This is a genomic window from Nocardioides sp. S5-5 (assembly GCF_054954065.1).
The window spans coordinates 3514717-3531261 of record NZ_CP199913.1; the positions used below are offsets into that span (position 1 = coordinate 3514717).

Annotated in this window: 20 protein-coding genes and 1 other RNA gene; 7 read left to right on the top strand and 14 right to left on the bottom strand. The window is 71.4% G+C overall.

Going from position 1 to position 16545, the window contains the following annotated elements:
• The first annotated feature begins 1 nt into the window (after window position 1).
• On the top strand, window positions 2-769 hold the full coding sequence (locus ACUP6Y_RS16765) for a thioesterase family protein (protein ID WP_462551946.1): 768 nt from the start codon (window positions 2-4) through the stop codon (window positions 767-769).
• 127 nt (window positions 770-896) lie between these two features.
• Here ACUP6Y_RS16765 and ssrA read toward each other — a convergent pair.
• From ssrA to ftsE, 6 genes are all read right to left on the bottom strand, one after another.
• Window positions 897-1266: a transfer-messenger RNA gene (gene ssrA / locus ACUP6Y_RS16770) on the bottom strand.
• 269 nt (window positions 1267-1535) lie between these two features.
• A complete protein-coding gene (locus ACUP6Y_RS16775) occupies window positions 1536-2438 on the bottom strand; it encodes an amidohydrolase family protein (protein WP_462551947.1) in 903 nt (300 codons plus the stop codon).
• Window positions 2431-2934 (bottom strand): SsrA-binding protein SmpB, encoded by a 504-nt coding sequence (gene smpB, locus ACUP6Y_RS16780; RefSeq protein WP_462551948.1) that lies wholly within the window; start codon window positions 2932-2934, stop codon window positions 2431-2433. The genes ACUP6Y_RS16775 and smpB overlap by 8 nt, the downstream gene beginning before the upstream one ends.
• A 35-nt stretch (window positions 2935-2969) precedes the next feature.
• Window positions 2970-4268, bottom strand: coding sequence for a peptidoglycan DD-metalloendopeptidase family protein (locus ACUP6Y_RS16785; protein WP_462551949.1), 1299 nt, complete (start codon window positions 4266-4268; stop codon window positions 2970-2972).
• A gap of 55 nt (window positions 4269-4323) precedes the next feature.
• On the bottom strand, window positions 4324-5259 hold the full coding sequence (gene ftsX / locus ACUP6Y_RS16790) for a permease-like cell division protein FtsX (protein WP_462551950.1): 936 nt from the start codon (window positions 5257-5259) through the stop codon (window positions 4324-4326).
• A 27-nt stretch (window positions 5260-5286) separates the two neighbouring features.
• Complete coding sequence (gene ftsE / locus ACUP6Y_RS16795) at window positions 5287-5976, bottom strand: cell division ATP-binding protein FtsE (protein ID WP_462551951.1); 690 nt, start codon at window positions 5974-5976, stop codon at window positions 5287-5289.
• 117 nt (window positions 5977-6093) lie between these two features.
• On the opposite strand from ftsE, the gene ACUP6Y_RS16800 reads away from it, so the two are divergent.
• Together ACUP6Y_RS16800 and ACUP6Y_RS16805 are read left to right on the top strand one after the other, a co-directional pair.
• On the top strand, window positions 6094-6729 hold the full coding sequence (locus tag ACUP6Y_RS16800; RefSeq protein ID WP_462551952.1) for a hypothetical protein: 636 nt from the start codon (window positions 6094-6096) through the stop codon (window positions 6727-6729).
• Between the two features lie 72 nt (window positions 6730-6801).
• On the top strand, window positions 6802-8538 hold the full coding sequence (locus ACUP6Y_RS16805) for a zinc-dependent metalloprotease family protein (RefSeq protein WP_462551953.1): 1737 nt from the start codon (window positions 6802-6804) through the stop codon (window positions 8536-8538).
• 27 nt (window positions 8539-8565) lie between these two features.
• Here ACUP6Y_RS16805 and prfB read toward each other — a convergent pair whose 3' ends face one another.
• A complete protein-coding gene (gene prfB / locus ACUP6Y_RS16810; protein ID WP_462551954.1) occupies window positions 8566-9684 on the bottom strand; it encodes a peptide chain release factor 2 in 1119 nt (372 codons plus the stop codon).
• 48 nt (window positions 9685-9732) lie between these two features.
• Window positions 9733-10344, bottom strand: coding sequence for a hypothetical protein (locus ACUP6Y_RS16815; protein WP_462551955.1), 612 nt, complete (start codon window positions 10342-10344; stop codon window positions 9733-9735).
• A gap of 115 nt (window positions 10345-10459) precedes the next feature.
• On the opposite strand from ACUP6Y_RS16815, the gene ACUP6Y_RS16820 reads away from it, so the two are divergent.
• Both ACUP6Y_RS16820 and ACUP6Y_RS16825 read left to right on the top strand, forming a co-directional pair.
• On the top strand, window positions 10460-10927 hold the full coding sequence (locus ACUP6Y_RS16820; RefSeq protein WP_462551956.1) for a hypothetical protein: 468 nt from the start codon (window positions 10460-10462) through the stop codon (window positions 10925-10927).
• Complete coding sequence (locus ACUP6Y_RS16825; RefSeq protein WP_462551957.1) at window positions 10927-12135, top strand: hypothetical protein; 1209 nt, start codon at window positions 10927-10929, stop codon at window positions 12133-12135. Before ACUP6Y_RS16820 ends, ACUP6Y_RS16825 begins: the two co-directional genes overlap by 1 nt.
• A gap of 110 nt (window positions 12136-12245) precedes the next feature.
• On the opposite strand, the gene ACUP6Y_RS16830 is transcribed toward ACUP6Y_RS16825, so the two are convergent.
• The 4 genes from ACUP6Y_RS16830 to ACUP6Y_RS16845 are packed head-to-tail and all read right to left on the bottom strand — an operon-like array spanning window position 12246 to window position 13649.
• A complete protein-coding gene (locus ACUP6Y_RS16830; protein ID WP_462551958.1) occupies window positions 12246-12674 on the bottom strand; it encodes a pilus assembly protein TadG-related protein in 429 nt (142 codons plus the stop codon).
• A complete protein-coding gene (locus tag ACUP6Y_RS16835; RefSeq protein WP_462551959.1) occupies window positions 12671-13120 on the bottom strand; it encodes a hypothetical protein in 450 nt (149 codons plus the stop codon). The genes ACUP6Y_RS16830 and ACUP6Y_RS16835 overlap by 4 nt, the downstream gene beginning before the upstream one ends.
• Window positions 13117-13503, bottom strand: coding sequence for a TadE/TadG family type IV pilus assembly protein (locus tag ACUP6Y_RS16840; RefSeq protein ID WP_462551960.1), 387 nt, complete (start codon window positions 13501-13503; stop codon window positions 13117-13119). The genes ACUP6Y_RS16835 and ACUP6Y_RS16840 overlap by 4 nt, the downstream gene beginning before the upstream one ends.
• Window positions 13500-13649, bottom strand: coding sequence for a hypothetical protein (locus tag ACUP6Y_RS16845; protein WP_462551961.1), 150 nt, complete (start codon window positions 13647-13649; stop codon window positions 13500-13502). Before ACUP6Y_RS16845 ends, ACUP6Y_RS16840 begins: the two co-directional genes overlap by 4 nt.
• 136 nt (window positions 13650-13785) lie before the next feature.
• On the opposite strand from ACUP6Y_RS16845, the gene ACUP6Y_RS16850 reads away from it, so the two are divergent.
• Window positions 13786-15255: a recombinase family protein gene (locus ACUP6Y_RS16850; protein ID WP_462551962.1), complete on the top strand. Its 1470-nt coding sequence runs from the start codon at window positions 13786-13788 to the stop codon at window positions 15253-15255.
• 13 nt (window positions 15256-15268) lie between these two features.
• On the opposite strand, the gene ACUP6Y_RS16855 is transcribed toward ACUP6Y_RS16850, so the two are convergent.
• Both ACUP6Y_RS16855 and ACUP6Y_RS16860 read right to left on the bottom strand, forming a co-directional pair.
• On the bottom strand, window positions 15269-15718 hold the full coding sequence (locus ACUP6Y_RS16855) for an ImmA/IrrE family metallo-endopeptidase (RefSeq protein WP_462551963.1): 450 nt from the start codon (window positions 15716-15718) through the stop codon (window positions 15269-15271).
• On the bottom strand, window positions 15715-16185 hold the full coding sequence (locus tag ACUP6Y_RS16860; protein WP_462551964.1) for a helix-turn-helix domain-containing protein: 471 nt from the start codon (window positions 16183-16185) through the stop codon (window positions 15715-15717). The genes ACUP6Y_RS16855 and ACUP6Y_RS16860 overlap by 4 nt, the downstream gene beginning before the upstream one ends.
• Before the next feature lie 102 nt (window positions 16186-16287).
• Here ACUP6Y_RS16860 and ACUP6Y_RS16865 point away from each other — a divergent pair, with 102 nt between their 5' ends.
• Window positions 16288-16494, top strand: coding sequence for a helix-turn-helix domain-containing protein (locus ACUP6Y_RS16865; protein ID WP_462551965.1), 207 nt, complete (start codon window positions 16288-16290; stop codon window positions 16492-16494).
• Window positions 16495-16545 lie beyond the last annotated feature (51 nt).

The following is a 16545-nucleotide window of genomic DNA, read 5'->3' on the forward strand; positions in this document are numbered from 1 at the left end:
GGTGGCGTACTGGCACCGAACCGCACCGCACACCCTCACCCCGACCGTGCATGTCGGCGGCGCCTGGGACCGCACGACCCAGCACATCGCCCCCGCGCTCGGCATCCTCGCCCACGAGGTCGAGCGCGACCGTGACGCCCGGCGCTCCGACGGGCTGGTGGTGAGCCGGCTGTCGTACGACATCCTCGGCACGGTGCCGATCGAGCCCCTCGACATCGCCGTGGAGGTGCTCCGGCCGGGGCGCACCATCGAGCTGGTGCAGGCCACGGCGTCGTACGCCGGCCGGTCGGTGGTCGTGCTGCGGGCCTGGCTGGTCGAGCCGCACGACACCACTCCACTCGCCGGCACCGACCTCCCGTCGATCCCCGGTCCGCACGAGATGGAGCCGTGGGACATGGCGGGGCTGTGGCCGGGCGGGTTCATCGCCTCGATCGAGGTGCGGCGCAAGGAACTCGGCCCGGGGCGATCGATGGTCTGGGTCCGCACGCCGCACGAGCTGGTCGCCGACGAGCCGGTCAGCCGGCTGGCCGCGGTCGCCGGGCTGATCGACGTCACCAACGGGATCGCCGTACGCACCGACCCCGCCAAGGTCGCCTTCCCCAACCTCGACCTGACCGCCCACTTCCTGCACGCCCCGGCCGACGGGTGGCTCGGGCTCGACACCACCCAGTCCTACGGTGCCGGCGGGATCGGCGTCACCAGCTCGAAGATGCACGACGAGGACGGCCCGCTCGGCACCATCGCCCAGACCTTGACGGTGCGCCCGTAGATTGCGCCCGTAGATTGGGGGCATGCGCGTCCCCGTCGCCGCCGCGGTCACCGCCGCGGCGAACGCCTGACCCGACAGGACGAGGCGGACCGCGCCTGCAGGTGTGCAGGCGCGGTCCGCCTCGTGAAGGTGGAGCTGCGGGGAATCGAACCCCGGTCCTCGAGCGCCGAGCCAGGTCTTCTCCGGGTGCAGTCCGTGGTGGCGTGTTCTCGGCCCCGACGCTCGCACGAACACGTCGTCGACAGGCCCAGTCAGGTTTGAGTCCCGATCAGCCACCCTGACGGCAGCTGAGCAGCAAGTCTCCTAGATGACGCCTGGGTCCGGGACGGAGACGGATGCCCGGTCAGACGCTTCGATCACCGCTCAGGCGGCGAGAGCGAAGGAACTGCGCTTAGCGTTGGCAGTTATAGGTTTCCAGCGATCGTTTACGAGATGACGCTGGCTTCTCGACCCGCTTCCCCTGGAACAAACGTCCCAAGTCGAAACCGATCAGCCCCTTTTGAGTTGTGTGGGCCCAACACTACCGACACCGGCCGACATTCCCCACCCGGTTTCTCGGAGCCGGGCGGATCAGGGGGTTCGACGTCGCCACCATGACCACCGATCCGGGGGTAGCGGAATCGAGCGCCGGGTGCAGGTTTCCCAAGGGATGCAGAGCTGTCGACGCTTCCCCGTCCAAATTTGAACGGGGAAGCGTCGGTTCTCCTGCATCCCTTGGGAAACCTGCACCCCGGAGCATCACGTCAGGAGCCCGTGAACAAGCCGCTCACCCAGCGGGTGGCGGCGGACCGAGCAGCCGCACGGCGTTGTGCCAGCACACGTCGCGCAGCCAGTCGTCGCCGAGGTCGAGGCGGGCGAGTCCCTCGAGCTGGTGGTGGTAGGGGTACGGGATGGTCGGGAAGTCCGAGCCGAGCAGCACCTTGGGCCGCAGGTCGCGCAGCCGCGGCAGCAGGACGGTCGGGTAGGCGCCGTCGCGGTCGAAGAAGTCGGTGAAGATCATCGTGGTGTCGAGGTGGACGTTCTCGTAGCGCTCGGCGAGCGCGAGGAAGTCCTCGTACTCCGGCGCGCCCAGATGGGCGATGACCAGCCGTAGCCGCGGGAAGCGGCGCAGCAGCCGGGCCACCGAGTCGGGGCCGGTGAACTCGTTTCCGACCGGGCCCGAGCCGGCGTGGACGGTCACCGGCGTGCCGGCATCCTCGAGGACGCCCCAGACCGGGTCCAGCACCGGGTCGTCGGCGACGAACTCGCCCACCTGGAGGTGGATCTTGAAGATCCGTACGCCGTCGGCCACCAGCTCCGCGACGTACGACGCCGCCTCCGGCTCGGGATAGAACGTCGCCGAGCGCAGCACCTCGGGCACACCGGCGGCGAACTCGCGCGACCACTCGTTGAGGTACGACGCGACGCCCGGCTTGTGAGCATAGGGATGGGTCGGGAAGGCCCGGACCCCGAAGTCGCGCAGCAGGGCGACCCGCTCCTGCGGCGAGTGCCGGTACCGGATCGGCCAAGGCCGCCCGATCTTCGGCCCCGCCTCGTCGAACACCGCCCACACGGCGCGCTGGATGTTGGGCGGCAGGAAGTGGGTGTGGACGTCGAACAGTCCGGGCAGCCCGAGCGGCTCCCAGAACGCCCGCACCGCGCCGGCGTCCGCCGCCCGGTCGTCAGTCACTCATCCCCTTGAGCCGGCGACCGATCGCCTCCTGCTTCTCGCGGTCGGCCGTGCGCTCGGCGATCGCCTGCCGCTTGTCCCAGGACTTCTTGCCCTTGGCCAGGCCGATCTCGATCTTGGCCCGGCCCTTGACGAAGTAGAGCGACAGTGGGATGACGGTGTGCCCCTTCTCACTGACCTTGCGCTCGATCTTGTCGATCTCGACGCGGTTGAGGAGCAGCTTGCGCTTGCGGCGCGCGGCGTGGTTGGTCCAGGTGCCCTGGGCGTACTCGGGGATGTGGACACCGTGCAGCCAGGCCTCACCTCCCTCGATGTCGACGAAGCCGTCGACCAGGCTGGCGCGGCCCATCCGCAGCGACTTCACCTCGGTGCCCTGGAGCACCATGCCGGCCTCGAAGGTGTCCTCGATGTGGTAGTCGTGGCGCGCCTTCTTGTTGGACGCGACGAGCTTGCGCCCGTTCGCGTCCTCCTGCTTCGCACCCGACTTCTTGGCCATGCCCCGATTCTCTCAGTACGCCGCAACGGGGTTTGTCAGAGGTAGCCCATCGGGTCGACGGTGTCGCCGTTGCGCATCACGATGAAGTGCAGGTGGCAGCCCGTGGACCAGCCGGTGGAGCCGGAGTACCCGACGACCTGGCCGCGGGCGACCTTCGCGCCCTGCTTCACGGCGTACTTGCTCATGTGGTTGTAGACCAGCACGATGTCGGCGCCGTTGACCTTGCCGATGGCCAGGTAGAGGCGGTTGCCGTAGATCTCGTCGTAGTGCTCATCGATCACGGTGCCGGACTCGCCGGCCCACAGCGCGGCACCGCAGCCGGTGCCGAAGTCGGTGCCGTTGTGCAGGCCCCAGTAGCCGTAGATCGGGTGGATCCGGTAGCCGTACGGCGAGGTGACCGGCCCCGGGCCGGGACGGGCGAGCAGGCCGGCGGTGGCGCCGTTGTAGCTGCCGCCCTGCTTCTTCGACAGCTCGATGATCTTCTGCCGGATCCTCGCCTCGCGCTTCTCCAGACGGCGCAGCGCCTTGCGGTCGGCCTCGCGGGCGGCGACGACCTCCTTGCGCAGGCCCTTGTTGTGGGTGACCAGGTTCGCGACCTCGGTCTCCGTGGCGGCGGCCTGGTCGACCAGGGCCCGCACGGTCGCGACGTTGTCGTCGGCGGCCGACTTGGCGGCCGCGACCTGGTCGCGGGCGGCTCGTACGGCGGCGCGCTGCTCGCGCATCGCGTCCTCGGCGGCGACCAGCGCCACCAGCGCGTCGTGCTGGCGGCCCATGACCAGGTCGTTGGCGGTCTCGCCCATCAGCACGTCCTCGATGTCGCCCGCGTCGGCGTACGCCGAGAGCAGGGCCAGCCGGGTGTCGCCCGCGGTCGCGACGCCGATCACGGTGTCGCGGCTGGCGATGCGCTGGGCGGCGACGTCGGCGCGGGCCTGGGCGAGCGCTGCCCGGGCCGTGGTGAGCTGGGTCTGGGCATCGGCCAGCTGGGTGGCCAGGGTCGCGGCCTGGGCCTGGGCGTCGGCCAGATCGGCCTGAACCGAGGCGAGCCGGGCGCGCGCGCTGCCCAGCCGGGCCTTGGCCTTCTCGAGCCGCTTCGCGATCTTCGCGACCTGCTGGCTGGCCTCGTGGATGTCGCCCTTGACGCTGGCGATCTCACCCTTGACGTGGTTCTGCTTGTCCTTGAGGTCGTCGCGGTCGTCGGCGTGGGCCAGCGGGACGGCCAGCCCGGCCACGGCGACGAGGGTGGCGACGGCGGTCACCAACCACTGGGGATGAGCCCACACGGGCAGCCTGTCGAGGGCACGGCGCAGCCAGGGGGCGCTGGGGAAGAAGCGCACAGTCAGACCAATCAGCGTTCGGGGAAGTGAACTCCTCGACCGTATCCGCCGCGGATCAGACTTTGACGTATTTGCGGGTCAGCAGGAGTGTCGGGATCAGGGTCAGGGCCGGACCGAGCAGCACGATGCCCGGCGGGAACAGCCCGATCAGCGCCTGCGTGTAGTCGTTCCAGTCGACCCACGGCAGGAACGAGACATGGTCGGACAGCGCCTGGTCGACGCCCCAGTGCTGGAACGCCGCCAGGACGCCGGCCGCCAGGGCGACGCCGACGATCGCGGCCACCAGCGACTCGAGCAGGAACGGCAGCGCGATGTAGAGCGTCGAAGCGCCCACCAGCCGCATGATCGCGATCTCGCGGCGCCGGGCCAGGGCCGCCAGCCGGATCGTGTTGGTGACCTGCAGCAGGGCCGCGAACAGCAGGAACCCGGCGCCGATCCACGAGCCGTACTTGAGGACCGTCATGATCCCGAAGATCTGGCCCAGCGCCTTGCGCTGGTCCTTGATGCCGGAGACGCCGTCGAGACCCGCGAGGGCGCTGATGATGCCGTCGGCGCGCTCCGGTGTCTTCAGGGTCACCCAGTACGCCGCCGGCCAGCCCTCGGCCGTCACGATCGGGTCGGGTCCGGTGTACGTCGACTCCGGGAGGGTCTTCTTCGCCTTCTCGAAGCCCTCCTCCTTCGACTGGTAGGCGAAGGAGCGGACCTCGTCGTTGTCGTCGATCTCCTCCTCGATGCGCTGCTGCTGGTCGGCGGTCACCTCACCGCTCGCGCAGTTCGGGCTGTGGGACGGGTCGTCGTCGGTACACAGGTTGACCAGGATCTTGAGCTCGTCGCCGAGGCTGTCGCGGGCGACGGTGGCCTCGCGCTGGACGAGGATGCCGATGCCGGCGAGCGAGAGGGACACGAAGAGCGTGAGGATGACCGCGAGGTGCATCGACAGGTTGCGCCGCAGGCCGGTGCGGAGCTCGGTGAAGACATAGCGAAGCTGCATGAGGAAGGCTCTCTGGATCGGTCCGGATCAGTGCTGGAAGCCGTAGCTGCCGGACGCCTCGTCGCGCACGACCTTGCCGTGGTCGAGCTCGATCACGCGCTTGGTGAACTGGTCGACGATGCCGTGGTCGTGGGTGGCCATCACGACCGTCGTACCGGTCTGGTTGATGTCGCCGAGCAGGTTCATGATGCCGACCGAGGTGGCCGGGTCGAGGTTGCCGGTCGGCTCGTCGGCGATGAGGATCATCGGCCGGTTGACGAAGGCGCGGGCGATGGCCACGCGCTGCTGCTCGCCGCCGGACAGCTCGTCGGGCATCCGGTCGCCCTTGTCCTTGAGCCCGACCAGCTCGAGCGTCTCGGGCACGACCTTGCCGATCTCGCGGCGCGACTTGCCGATCACCTGCTGGGCGAAGGCGACATTCTCGGCGACGGTCTTGTTCGGCAGCAGTCGGAAGTCCTGGAACACGGTCCCGATCTGGCGCCGCAGCCGCGGCACCTTCCAGCCGGCCATCCGGTTGATCTCCTTGCCGGCCACGTGGACCCGGCCGGTGGTCGGGCGCAGCTCGCGCAGCACCAACCGCAGCGCGGTCGACTTGCCGGACCCCGACGTGCCGACGAGGTAGACGAACTCGCCCTTGTCGATGTCGAGGGTGACCTGGTCGAGCGCCGGCCGGCCGGGGCCGGGATAGCGCTTGGTGACCTTCTCGAAGCGAATCACCGACCAGACGGTACGCCACGGCCGAAGCCGACCGGTGGACCCGTCGCCGGTGGGTCGCCCGGGTGTCCGACACGTCACGTCGCGGCATCTGAACACCCCGTCGGTAGGGTGACGTCCGTGCCGACGGTCCTGCGTGCGCTGCTCCTCTCAGCGCTGATCACGGCCGGAACCGTCGCCGTCGGCGTGGCCAGGTCCGGCGACGTGACGCTGACCCGCGAGCCCGCTCCCTACCAGGGCACCCCGCTGGCCGACTTCGACAGTGCGAAGGCCGTCGTACAGCGCGCGCCGTTCTGCGACCTGGTGCCCGCGGCGGCGGTGACGAAGGCGCTCGGCGCGGAGGCGACGCTGGCGGCGTACGACAACGGGGAGCAGTCGGAGGCCTTCCCGGGCGGCGACGTCGCCCACGAGTACGGCTGCCGCTTCTCCCCCGCCGACGCCGGCGTCGTCGGCGAGGCCCGAGGCTGGGTCTTCGCCCCGCCGATCACCGCCGATGCGGCGCAGGCGATGGCCACGGCGTCGGTGACCAGGACCTGCACCGCCCTGCCCGCCGCGCCGGCGTACGGCGCGCCCTCGTCCGGCACGCTCTGTCCCGGTGACGGCGTGCAGACGGTGTCCTTCCGGGGCCTGTTCGGCGACGCGTGGCTGGCCTGCAGCCTCACCCTGCCCGCCGACGTCGCCCAGGACGACCTGGTCGACCGGGCGGGGCGCTGGTGCGTGGCCGTCGCGCAGGCGGCGTCGGTCCCGCTCACCTGAGCGGCCGGGACGATCGTCCCGACCTGACGGCGACCCTTCAGACCCCTGCCCGCGGGAGCCGATGGGGCCCTCATGCAGCACCTCCTGCGCGCGGCGACCGGCCTCGCCGGGCTGGCCCTTGCCGCCGGTGTGCTCGCCCTGCCGCAGGCCGCTGCCGACACCGGTCCCGGCAGGCTGGATCCCTCCCTCGACGTGGCGAGCGACGGCACCCTGTTCGCCGTCGACGCGTGGCAGCCGCCAGCCGCTTCGGCGCCTGCCGCCGAGAGCACCGAGCCCGCGGTCGCCGAGGCCCTCGCCGCCACCGCGGGCGTCGACACCTTCGCCCTGCACAGCCGGCCCGGCGCGGCACGCACCATCTACCTCGACTTCGACGGCGGCAGCCTGCTCGCCACGAACTCCTGGCTCCTCAACGGGCTCAACAGCCTGCTCTTCGGCGGCTGGTCCCTGGACGCGCTGGCCCTGCTGTTCTCCGACGCCGAGCAGACCGTGATCCGCGAGGTCTGGGCCCGGGTCGCCGAGGACTTCGCTCCCTGGGACGTCGACGTCACCACCCAGGAGCCGCGGTACGGCGGCCTGTTCCGCAGCTGGAGCGGCGACCCGACGTACGGCGCTCGGGTGGCGTTCACCAACGACGGCGGCGTGCAGGCCCGGCTGTGCGGCGGCGCGTGCGGCGGCATCGCCTGGATCGGCACCTACGACGAGATCGCCTCCGGCGAGGTCCACAGCCCTGCCTGGGTGTTCCCCTCGGCCCTGGGCCAGAAGGCGAAGTACATGGCCGACGCGGCCGCGCACGAGGCCGGGCACACCCTGGGCCTCACGCACGACGGCACGGTCGGCAGCGGCTACTACACGGGAACGGCGCTGTGGGGACCGATCATGGGCAGTCCCTACTCCTCGGCGGTCACGCAGTGGTCGAAGGGCGACTACGCCGGCGCCGACAACCACGAGGACGACCTGGCGGTGATCGGCGCGCACGGGCTGTCGCTGCGCACCGACGAGGCCGGCAGCACGCCGGCGACGGCCGCCGATCCGACCACGCTGCCCGACGACGGCGGCATCATCTCCAGCCCGGCGGACAGCGACTGGTACGCCCTCACCGACTGCCTCGGCATGCTCAGCGCCACCGCCTCTCCCGCCGCCATCGGGCCGAACCTCGACATCGTCCTCGAGCTGCGCGACGCCACCGGCGCCCTCCTGGCCGCCGGCGCTCCCCAGACCGGCCGCACCACGTCGGGCACGCCCACCGGGATGGGCGCCTCCCTCACCGTCCCCCTCGTCGGCGGCCCGTACTACCTGGCGGTGTCCGGCGGCGGCTCCGATGCCGGAGGGGCCACCGGCTGGTCCACCGGCGGGTACGACGACTACGGCAGCCTGGGCCGCTACCGGGTCTTGATGGCCGGCTGCGCCGGCGGCACCGGAGTGCCCGTCCCACCGGACACCGAGGTCGCCCTCGAGCCGGCCGACGTCGTCCCGTTCCCGGCGTCGCTCGCGCTGCCCATCTCCCGGCCCGGCAGGCCGCACGCGCCCTCGGTGCGCAAGGGCGCCCGCGGCGGCCGGATCACCGTCGGCGCGCGCTGGACCCCGCCCGCCAGCGGCGAGACCATCACCGGCTACGTCCTGCGGGCCCTCCGACTCGACGCCCGCGGCCGGGTCGTCGCGCGCACCAGGACCGCCACCCTGCCCGGTGACACGACCGCCGCCGAGATCCGACTGCCCCGCGCCGGGCGGTGGGTGGTGCGGGTCAAGGCCCGCAACGAGGCCGGGTGGGGTGCGTTCAGCCCGCGCTCGGCGCCGGCCAGGGGACGCTGAGGGCCGGCGCGGCCCGGGTCACGGGAGTCAGCCGACGTCGGCACCCTCAGCGCCGCGGCGCCAGCGGATCCCGGCCTCGAGGAAGCCGTCGATCTCGCCGTCGAAGACGGGCTGGGGGTTGCCGGTCTCGTAGCCGGTACGCAGGTCCTTGACGATCTGGTACGGATTGAGGACGTAGTTGCGCATCTGGTCGCCCCAGCTCGCGGCGACGTCGCCCTTGAGGTCCTTCTTGAGCGCCGCCTCCTCCGCCTTCTTCTTCGCGAGGAGCTTGGCCTTGAGGACGATCATCGCGGCGGCCTTGTTCTGCAGCTGCGACTTCTCGTTCTGGCAGGAGACCACGATGCCGGTGGGGATGTGGGTGAGACGGACCGCGGAGTCGGTCGTGTTGACCGACTGGCCGCCCGGTCCGCCGGAACGGAAGACGTCGGTGCGGATGTCGTTCTCGTCGACCTCGATCTCGTCGGTCTGCTCGAGCTGGGGCACGACCTCGACGGCGGCGAACGACGTCTGGCGACGGCCCTGGTTGTCGAAGGGGCTGATCCGGACCAGGCGGTGGGTGCCGACCTCGACGGAGAGGGTGCCGTAGGCGTACGGCGCGTGGATCGCGAACTCGGCCGACTTGATGCCGGCCTCCTCGGCGTAGGAGACGTCGTAGACCTCGACGGGGTACTTGTTGCGCTCGGCCCAGCGGGTGTACATCCGCATCAGCATCTCGGCGAAGTCCGCGGCGTCGACACCGCCGGCACCCGAGCGGATGGTGACGATGGCCTCGCGCTCGTCGTACTCGCCCGAGAGCAGGGTGCGGACCTCGAGGCCCTCGACGGCGGTCTTGACCCGGCCCAGCTCGGCGTCGGACTCGGCCAGGGTCTCGGCGTCGCCCTCCTCGGCGGCGAGCTCGGCGAGGATGCCGAGGTCCTCGATGCGCTGCTGGAGGCCGCGGAACCGCTCGACCTGGCCCTGCAGCGAGGAGAGCCGGCCGGTGACCCGGGTGGCGTTGGCCTGGTCGTCCCACAGGTCGGGGGCCGCCACCTGCTCACCGAGGTCGGCGATCTCGCGCTCCATCTTGGGCAGGTCGAGAACCTGCTCGATGGTGTGCATCGTCGCAGTCAGCTGCTTGATCTCGGCGTCGTAGTCGGGGCCTGCCACAAGGAGCAAGGTTACGGCGCGGCGCCCGAATCACCGAGCCGGGGCCCCTCAGCCCTTGACGTCGATGGTGGCGAACATCCGCTCGAACATGACATCCGCCTCGGGGTCGTCGCGCGGGAGGGTGAAGTCGACGGTGAAGTAGCGCTCGCCGACGACCGCGCCGATCACGTAGCGGCGGTCGCCGTCGAGGTGGCCCTCGAACACGAAGCAGGTCACGCCGTCGACCACCCGGTCGGCGACCCGCTCGGTCTGGATCCGGTCGTGGGTCCGGTTCCTCGCGAACGTCTCGGCCTCCGCCTCGGTGTCGCTTCCCAGGGGCGCCAGGATGTCGGAGACGAGCACGGACAGGACGCCGCCGGAGGGCAGCCGGCGGATCGCGCCGAGCGTCGTACCGAACGTGGAGAGCTTCCAGTCCGGCGCGTCGACCAGGCGCATGCTGACCCCCTCGACGCCGAGCTCCTGGCCGGTCGCCGGGGTGACCGAGGGGGTCTCCGGGACCGGCGACGGGGCATCGGAGGAGGCATCGGTCGTGCCGGTCGCGCTCGCGGTGGGCGTGCTCCCGCCGGTCGTCGGGTCGTCGTCCGAGCAGCCCGCCAGCGTCAGCACCAGCGCGGCCGCGAGCACGGTCACCGGCACCGGTCGCAGCACCCGAGAGATCATCCCCCACCCTCCAGAACAGGATCGGAGGAACCAGTGTGACATCGTCGTTTGCATCGTCACGTCGCTGGGTAGCCGGTACCCGTCGACCGCTCCTCGGGACCTCGAAGGACTCACCATGACTTTCGGACCATCCGTCATCCCCCTCGTGCCACCCGTGCTCTTCAACCCGGCCTTCCTGGCCGGCATGGAGGCCCTCGAGCTGATCATCGTCGAGGCGCAGGTCACCGCGGTCTACAACACCCTCGACGAGCAGATCAAGGAGCTCCAGGGCGTCACGTTCACCAAGGACGGCGCCGTCCCGGCGACGGCCTACGGCCAGGGGCAGGAGTCGAGCCTCCTCGCGGGCGAGCATGCCCGCGCCCACGGCGTGATCGTCGACTCCCTCGTCGAGATGCGCGACGACCTCGGCGTCTTCCAGGACGCCGTCCTGGCCGCGAAGAACGTGATCGTGGGCGCCGACGAGCAGGCCCAGACCGACCTGCAGAACGCGCTGCTGCGCGCCCAGGGCCTCGACCTCGGCGTCGACAGCGACCCGGATCCCCAGCCCACCGGCAGCACCGGCACCGACGGGGGTGACATCTGATGGCCGGGCAGCATCTCAACGACCTGCTCCGCCGTACCCACGGCATGTCGAGCGACGACGTCCTGACGGCGCAGATCGCCTGGCAGGGCACGTCCGAGGCGCTCGCCAAGATCGGCAGTGCGCTCAACACCGCGAGCCTGGCGATCCCCGAGGGCATCGGCGGCGACGAGACCCGCAACAAGGTGAAGGAGTCCTTCACCCTGGCCGCCGCGCGGGTCGATGAGCGGCAGGCCCAGCTCGCCGACGTCTCGACGGCGCTCACCCATGCGTCCACCGCGATGTACGCCGCCGAGCAGGAGGCCAAGAACCCGCCCGGCGAGCCGGGTGACGCGCCGACGGCCCCCGAGCTGACCAACGACCCCGACAAGGACGCCGAGAACCTGGCGACGTATGCCGACGACCGGTCGATCTACAACGACAAGGTCACCGCCTACGGCGACGCGGACGAGCGGGCCCGCAAGAAGATCAAGACCCTCCTCGAGAAGTACGAGGCCGCGGTCACCGCGTTCCAGAAGATCGAGGGTGAGCCGAAGGGGAAGGGCCCCGGTCCTGGTCCCGGGACCGGGCCCGGGGGCCCCCGCTACCACCTGCCGCCCCGCTCGACGCCGGTCGGCACCTGGATCGGGACCAACCCGGGCGACCCGCCCGGCCCCGACATCGACATCCCGGGTGACCCCGGCGACGAGTGGCCGGGGCCCGGTCACCCCGGCACCGGGCCGGCGTACAACCCGCCGCCGATCGACACGCTCACCCCCGACCTCCCGCCGCTCGACCCCGGTCCGGGCGGGTCCGGCGGCGTCGGCGACCACGGCTTCACGGTCGGTCCCGCCGTTCTCGGCGGCGCGGCTGCCGGCGTCTTCGGCGCTCCCGGCCTGGTCCGCGGCCTGCGCGGCCTGGTCGGCGGTCGCGGTCTCAGCGGCAGCAGCGTCGGCTCGATCGGTGCCAGCACCCGCGCGGGCGGGCCCGGCTCGCTGGGCCGGACCGGCGCCGGCACGCCGGGCAGCCCGGTCGGACGCGGCACCGGCCGCGGCGGCGCGGGTCGGGGTGGGCGCGGTGGCGCCGGCGGCCGCGGCAGCGGTGCGGCGGGTGCGGCCGGCGGTCGCGGCCGGCGCCGCGAGGACGGCAAGGACGGTCAGGACCGCGACCTGTTCGACGACGGCGAGGACTGGATCGACGACGAGGGCGCTGCTCCCGGCGTCCTCGACTGATCCCCGGCATCGCGACGACGGGACGCCCCGGCCCGCCATCGGCGGTCTGGGCCGCGCGCGCCGCGAGGCACGCACTCTGGTGGCGGCTCAACGAATCCGGTCCGTCCAGGTCACTCGGCCTCCGGATCGACCACCGCGGACCCGACCGCGCGCACGGACGCGGTCGCCGGAGCACCGGGGAGGTGCAGCGGCAGCTCGATCGTGGCCACCAGCTCCACGACCAGCCGGTCGCCGTCGACCCGGACCGTCGCCCGGAGCCCCGGATGATGGGCCGCCGCGCCGCTGGCGCGCAGGTAGGACCGGACCGCGGCCTCGGCCTCGGGCCTCGAGATCGCCAGGTCTGCGGTGCCCAGGCCGCCGGCGTACGCGTCGGCGCCCTGGGCCCCCAGGTCGGCCCCCTGGAGCGCGGCGCCGTCGGCGAGGGCGTCGAGGCGCTGGCGGGCGAGGTAGGCGGCGCTGGCATCCACGACGGCGGCGACGAGCAGCAGCACGATCGCCGCGAACCCGAGGACGAGCGGGGTGGAGCTGCCGCGGCTCATCGCCGGGCCACCTCCTGGTAGCGCCCGATGGGGACGCTCTCCTCGGCGTCGAGCGCGAACCGCGGCCGGCCCAGACCGAACAGGTCGGGCAGCAGCGGGAGGTCGACCGCCGAGGAGACCCGGACCGTGATGACCGACGTAGCGGTGTGACAGGTCCTGGGGCGTGGCGTGCAGGTGATCGTCACGTCCACGGGTACGTCGACCAGGCCCTGGTCGGCGAGTGCCTGCCGCGCGACCGCGCCGGCCCGCTGCTCGCCGGCAGCGTCGGTGGGCGCCAGCGCATACGCACGGGCCGCTGCGCGGGCGGCGCCGCTGACCCCGAACGAGCCGCGCTGCACCTCCGAGACCGCGAGCACCACCCACAGCAGCGGCAGCAGGAGCACCAGGCCCGACCACACCAGCTCGACCAGCCCGCTGCCCCGCTGGTCGCCACCCGGTCGGCTCACCGCGGGTCCTCCTCGACGGCCCGGCCGGTGACGGTCAGCCCGACCGCCGGCCCACCGAGGCCCAGCGCCGGCACCTCGGCACGGACCACGATCTCGATGCCCGGAGCACCGTCGAGGAGGACCCGGTGGGCCTCGACGTCCTCGGCGTACCGCGCCGCCAGGGCGTCCGCGATCTGCGCACGGGTCCGGGCGACCCCGTCACCCGGCTCCCGGTCGGCGGTCGCCGCCAGCCGGGCGCCCTCGGACGCCGCGGCGGCAAGGGTCGCCCGGACGTGGAGCACGAGCGCCACCTGGAGGAGCCCGAGCACGAGCGGCACCAGCACCAGGGTCACCAGGGTGACGTCGACCAGGGCCGAGCCGCGGCCCTCAGCACCGCGGGTCACCTGACCGAGTCGAGCGCCGACTGCAGGATCCCGACCAGCTGCGGCTGGGCGATGCCCCACAGGGCCACGCCGATCGAGATCGTCATGATCGTGATCAGCACCCAGCCGGGGACGTCGCCCCGTTGGTGGTGTGGTCGTCTCGTCACGTGCTTCCTTCCGAGATGAGGTGGCGTCAGTAGCTCAGGGACAGCCCGATCAGGCCGGGCCAGAACGCGAAGAGCACCGTCGTGGGCAAGATGAGGAAGACGACCGGGGTCAATATTTACTTGATACTCTCCTGACATGAGCGAGTCAGGCGTCGTCGCGGCGATCTACGGCCGGCAGTCGCACGGCAAGAAGGCCTCCATCGAGCAGCAGTTCGACGCCGCTCGCGCGCTTTGCGCAGAGGAGGGCTGGATCATCGGCCGGACCTACCAGGACGGCACCTCGGCGTCGCGGTTCAGCACGAAGGCCCGCGAGGGCTGGGACCAGCTCCTGGCTGACCTGGCCGCGCGGCGCTGCCAGATCCTCATCCTGTGGGAGTCGTCGCGAGGTGACCGCCGCCTGTCGACCTGGGCCGCGATGCTCGAGCTCGCCCGAGACGTCGGCGTGCGGATCCACGTCGTCTCGCACGAGCGGCTCTACAACCTGGGCAACGCCCGGGACTGGAAGGCGCTGGCCGAGGACGGTACCGACTCTGCATACGAGAGCGAGAAGACCTCGCTGCGCTCGAAGCGCAACACCGACGCTCTCGCCAGGTCGGGCCGGCCGCACGGCATGGTCGCCTACGGCTACCGGCGCGTGCGCGAGTTCGACGAGCACGGACGCATGGTCGACAGCCGCGACGAGATCGTGCCCGCGGAGGCCGACCTCATCCGCGAGGTGGCACGGCGGCTCCTGCGCGGCGAGTCCCTGCGGTCCGTCACCCGGTCCCTGAACGAGGCGGGGAAGGTGTCGCCGAAGGGGCATCCGTGGTCGAGCACCCAGCTGCGCCAGGTCATGCTCCGCGATCGCAACGCCGGCCTGCGCACCCACCGCGGCAAGCCGATCGGGAAGGGCACGTGGGAGCCGATCTACGACGAGGGGACGCACGACCGTGTCGTCGCCACCCTCACCGACCCGAGCCGGCGGATCGGCTCCGGCGACAAGGGCGCCACGCGCAAGCACCTGCTCTCGGGCATCGCGAGGTGCGGGCTGTGCGGCGGCCCGATGCGGTCGATCGTCGCGACCGAGCACAAGGGCAAGCACATGCCCCGGCGCTACCAGTGCCAGCCGTGCATGCGGGTCGCGCGCAAGCAGGATCGGCTCGACCGCCTAGTGACTGGCGCCGTGATTGCCCGCCTTGAAGAGCCGGACGCGCTGCGCTTCTTGGCGACCGGCGACCCTGACCGAGCCGAGGAACTGTGTCGACTGCTCGACGAGGCCGAGGCTCAGATGGCGCGCGCCGTCGACAAGATGATGGACGGCGCGTGGACCGAGGCTCAGGTCGACCGCCTGAACGCCCGGCTGCTCCCCCAGACCCAGGAATGGAAGGCCGAGAGGGCGGCGTGCGCACCTCGCGACGGCCTACTCGACCTGCTTGGGCCTGAGGCTCAACAGAGATGGGACGAGGCTCCGCTCGAGGTGAAGCGGTCGGTCCTTGAGTTGCTGATGGTCATCACCGTGCTGCCGGCGGGCACAGGCAGGCGGTTCAACCCCGACGCCGTGTCGGTCACGGAGTCCGGAATCGAGTGGAGCGACATGCTCCGGATCGAGTGGAGGGCAACAGGCTGACGCAGTCCGACGCTCAGGCCCCCCACTCGCCGACCGCGCCGACGACGTACTGGTCGATCACGACTCGCTCGTCGTCGTGAAGGGTGTCGAGCCGCGTCCGGTAGAGGCCCAAGGTCACGTTGAGCTCGCGGGCGGCGTGGCCGTCGGTGCAGGTGACCACAATAGTTCGTGCGAGCTCGTCGAGGTCGGGCAGCAGGAGCCGGGCCGTGAACTCGTCGGCCCGGAGTTCGCGGCGGTAGTCGTAGAGGCCGCCCTCAGCGCCGCACACGTCTCCGAAGACGATGTGTGCGAGCTCGTGGGCCAGGCTGCAGCGGGCCTTGAGACGACGGAGCCTCTTGTCGATCGCGATGACCTGCTGGTCAGGAAACCAGCGGGCGCGGCGGCCCTGCAGCACTTCGGGGTTGTCGGTCCAGTGCAGGTGGACTTCCGGCATAGCTGCCAGCAGCAGATACGGACTGCTCACGCCTCTCCCGGGTCCTCGTCACCTTCGTGGTCCTCGCGCTCTGGTTCTGCGACGGACCGCTGACCGATCAAGTCAGCGTCGGTGACGGTACGGCCAGGGCCCGACGGAACTGGGAACGCAACGACGTTCGTGGGCGCCGAGTGCTGGGCGAGCGCGTCAGCCACCAGTCGAACAATCGCCGGCATCACCTGAGCGCGCTCCTCCTCGGCGAGGCGCTGCAGCAAAGGCGTGATGGTCTTGACGAACGTCTTCACGTCCGGCTCGGCGACCAAGCCGTCTACGACTCCCAGGGCGTCGAGGACGCGCTGAAGGACCTTCTTCTGCCCTGTGGTGTCGCCACGCTCGATCGAGCCGACCGTCCGGCGCGAGGTGGCAGCTCGCCGTGCGAGCTCGTCCTGACTCCAGCCGCGGCCCTCCCGTGCCGCGCGGATCAGCGGGCCCAACGTGGCCCTTTCGCGGATGTCCATGGAACGAAACTGTCCACGGTTCTTTCCCATTTGGCAAGGCAAGGGGGAAAAATCCGACCACACGACTTCCCATGTGGGAAGAAACGATCTACGTTTCTTCCCATGACAGCAACGCAGCAAACCGGGGCGGCGATCCGGGCCCTTCGCATCGCGGCTGGCATGACCCTGGAGGACGTCGCGGAGGCGGCCGGCATCAGCCCGTCCTACCTCTCCCGGGCGGAGAACGACCTGGTCACGCCGACCGCCAACTGGATCCAGCTCGTCGCGCTCGCGATCGGCAACCACCTCGCAGCATCGGTGCCGGCGTGATGCCGACGGAGATGAACGCCGACTACTTCCGGCGTCTCGTCGCGACGGCTC

What these genes read in the sequence shown, in the direction of transcription:
- smpB (WP_462551948.1), bottom strand. Translation starts at nt 2,934, where the DNA reads ATGGCCAAGAAGTCGGGTGCGAAGCAGGAGGACGCGAACGGGCGCAAG.
- ftsX (WP_462551950.1), bottom strand. Translation starts at nt 5,259, where the DNA reads ATGCAGCTTCGCTATGTCTTCACCGAGCTCCGCACCGGCCTGCGGCGC.
- ACUP6Y_RS16805 (WP_462551953.1), top strand. Translation starts at nt 6,802, where the DNA reads ATGCAGCACCTCCTGCGCGCGGCGACCGGCCTCGCCGGGCTGGCCCTT.
- ACUP6Y_RS16815 (WP_462551955.1), bottom strand. Translation starts at nt 10,344, where the DNA reads ATGATCTCTCGGGTGCTGCGACCGGTGCCGGTGACCGTGCTCGCGGCC.
- ACUP6Y_RS16820 (WP_462551956.1), top strand. Translation starts at nt 10,460, where the DNA reads ATGACTTTCGGACCATCCGTCATCCCCCTCGTGCCACCCGTGCTCTTC.
- ACUP6Y_RS16825 (WP_462551957.1), top strand. Translation starts at nt 10,927, where the DNA reads ATGGCCGGGCAGCATCTCAACGACCTGCTCCGCCGTACCCACGGCATG.
- ACUP6Y_RS16830 (WP_462551958.1), bottom strand. Translation starts at nt 12,674, where the DNA reads ATGAGCCGCGGCAGCTCCACCCCGCTCGTCCTCGGGTTCGCGGCGATC.
- ACUP6Y_RS16850 (WP_462551962.1), top strand. Translation starts at nt 13,786, where the DNA reads ATGAGCGAGTCAGGCGTCGTCGCGGCGATCTACGGCCGGCAGTCGCAC.
- ACUP6Y_RS16860 (WP_462551964.1), bottom strand. Translation starts at nt 16,185, where the DNA reads ATGGACATCCGCGAAAGGGCCACGTTGGGCCCGCTGATCCGCGCGGCA.
- ACUP6Y_RS16865 (WP_462551965.1), top strand. Translation starts at nt 16,288, where the DNA reads ATGACAGCAACGCAGCAAACCGGGGCGGCGATCCGGGCCCTTCGCATC.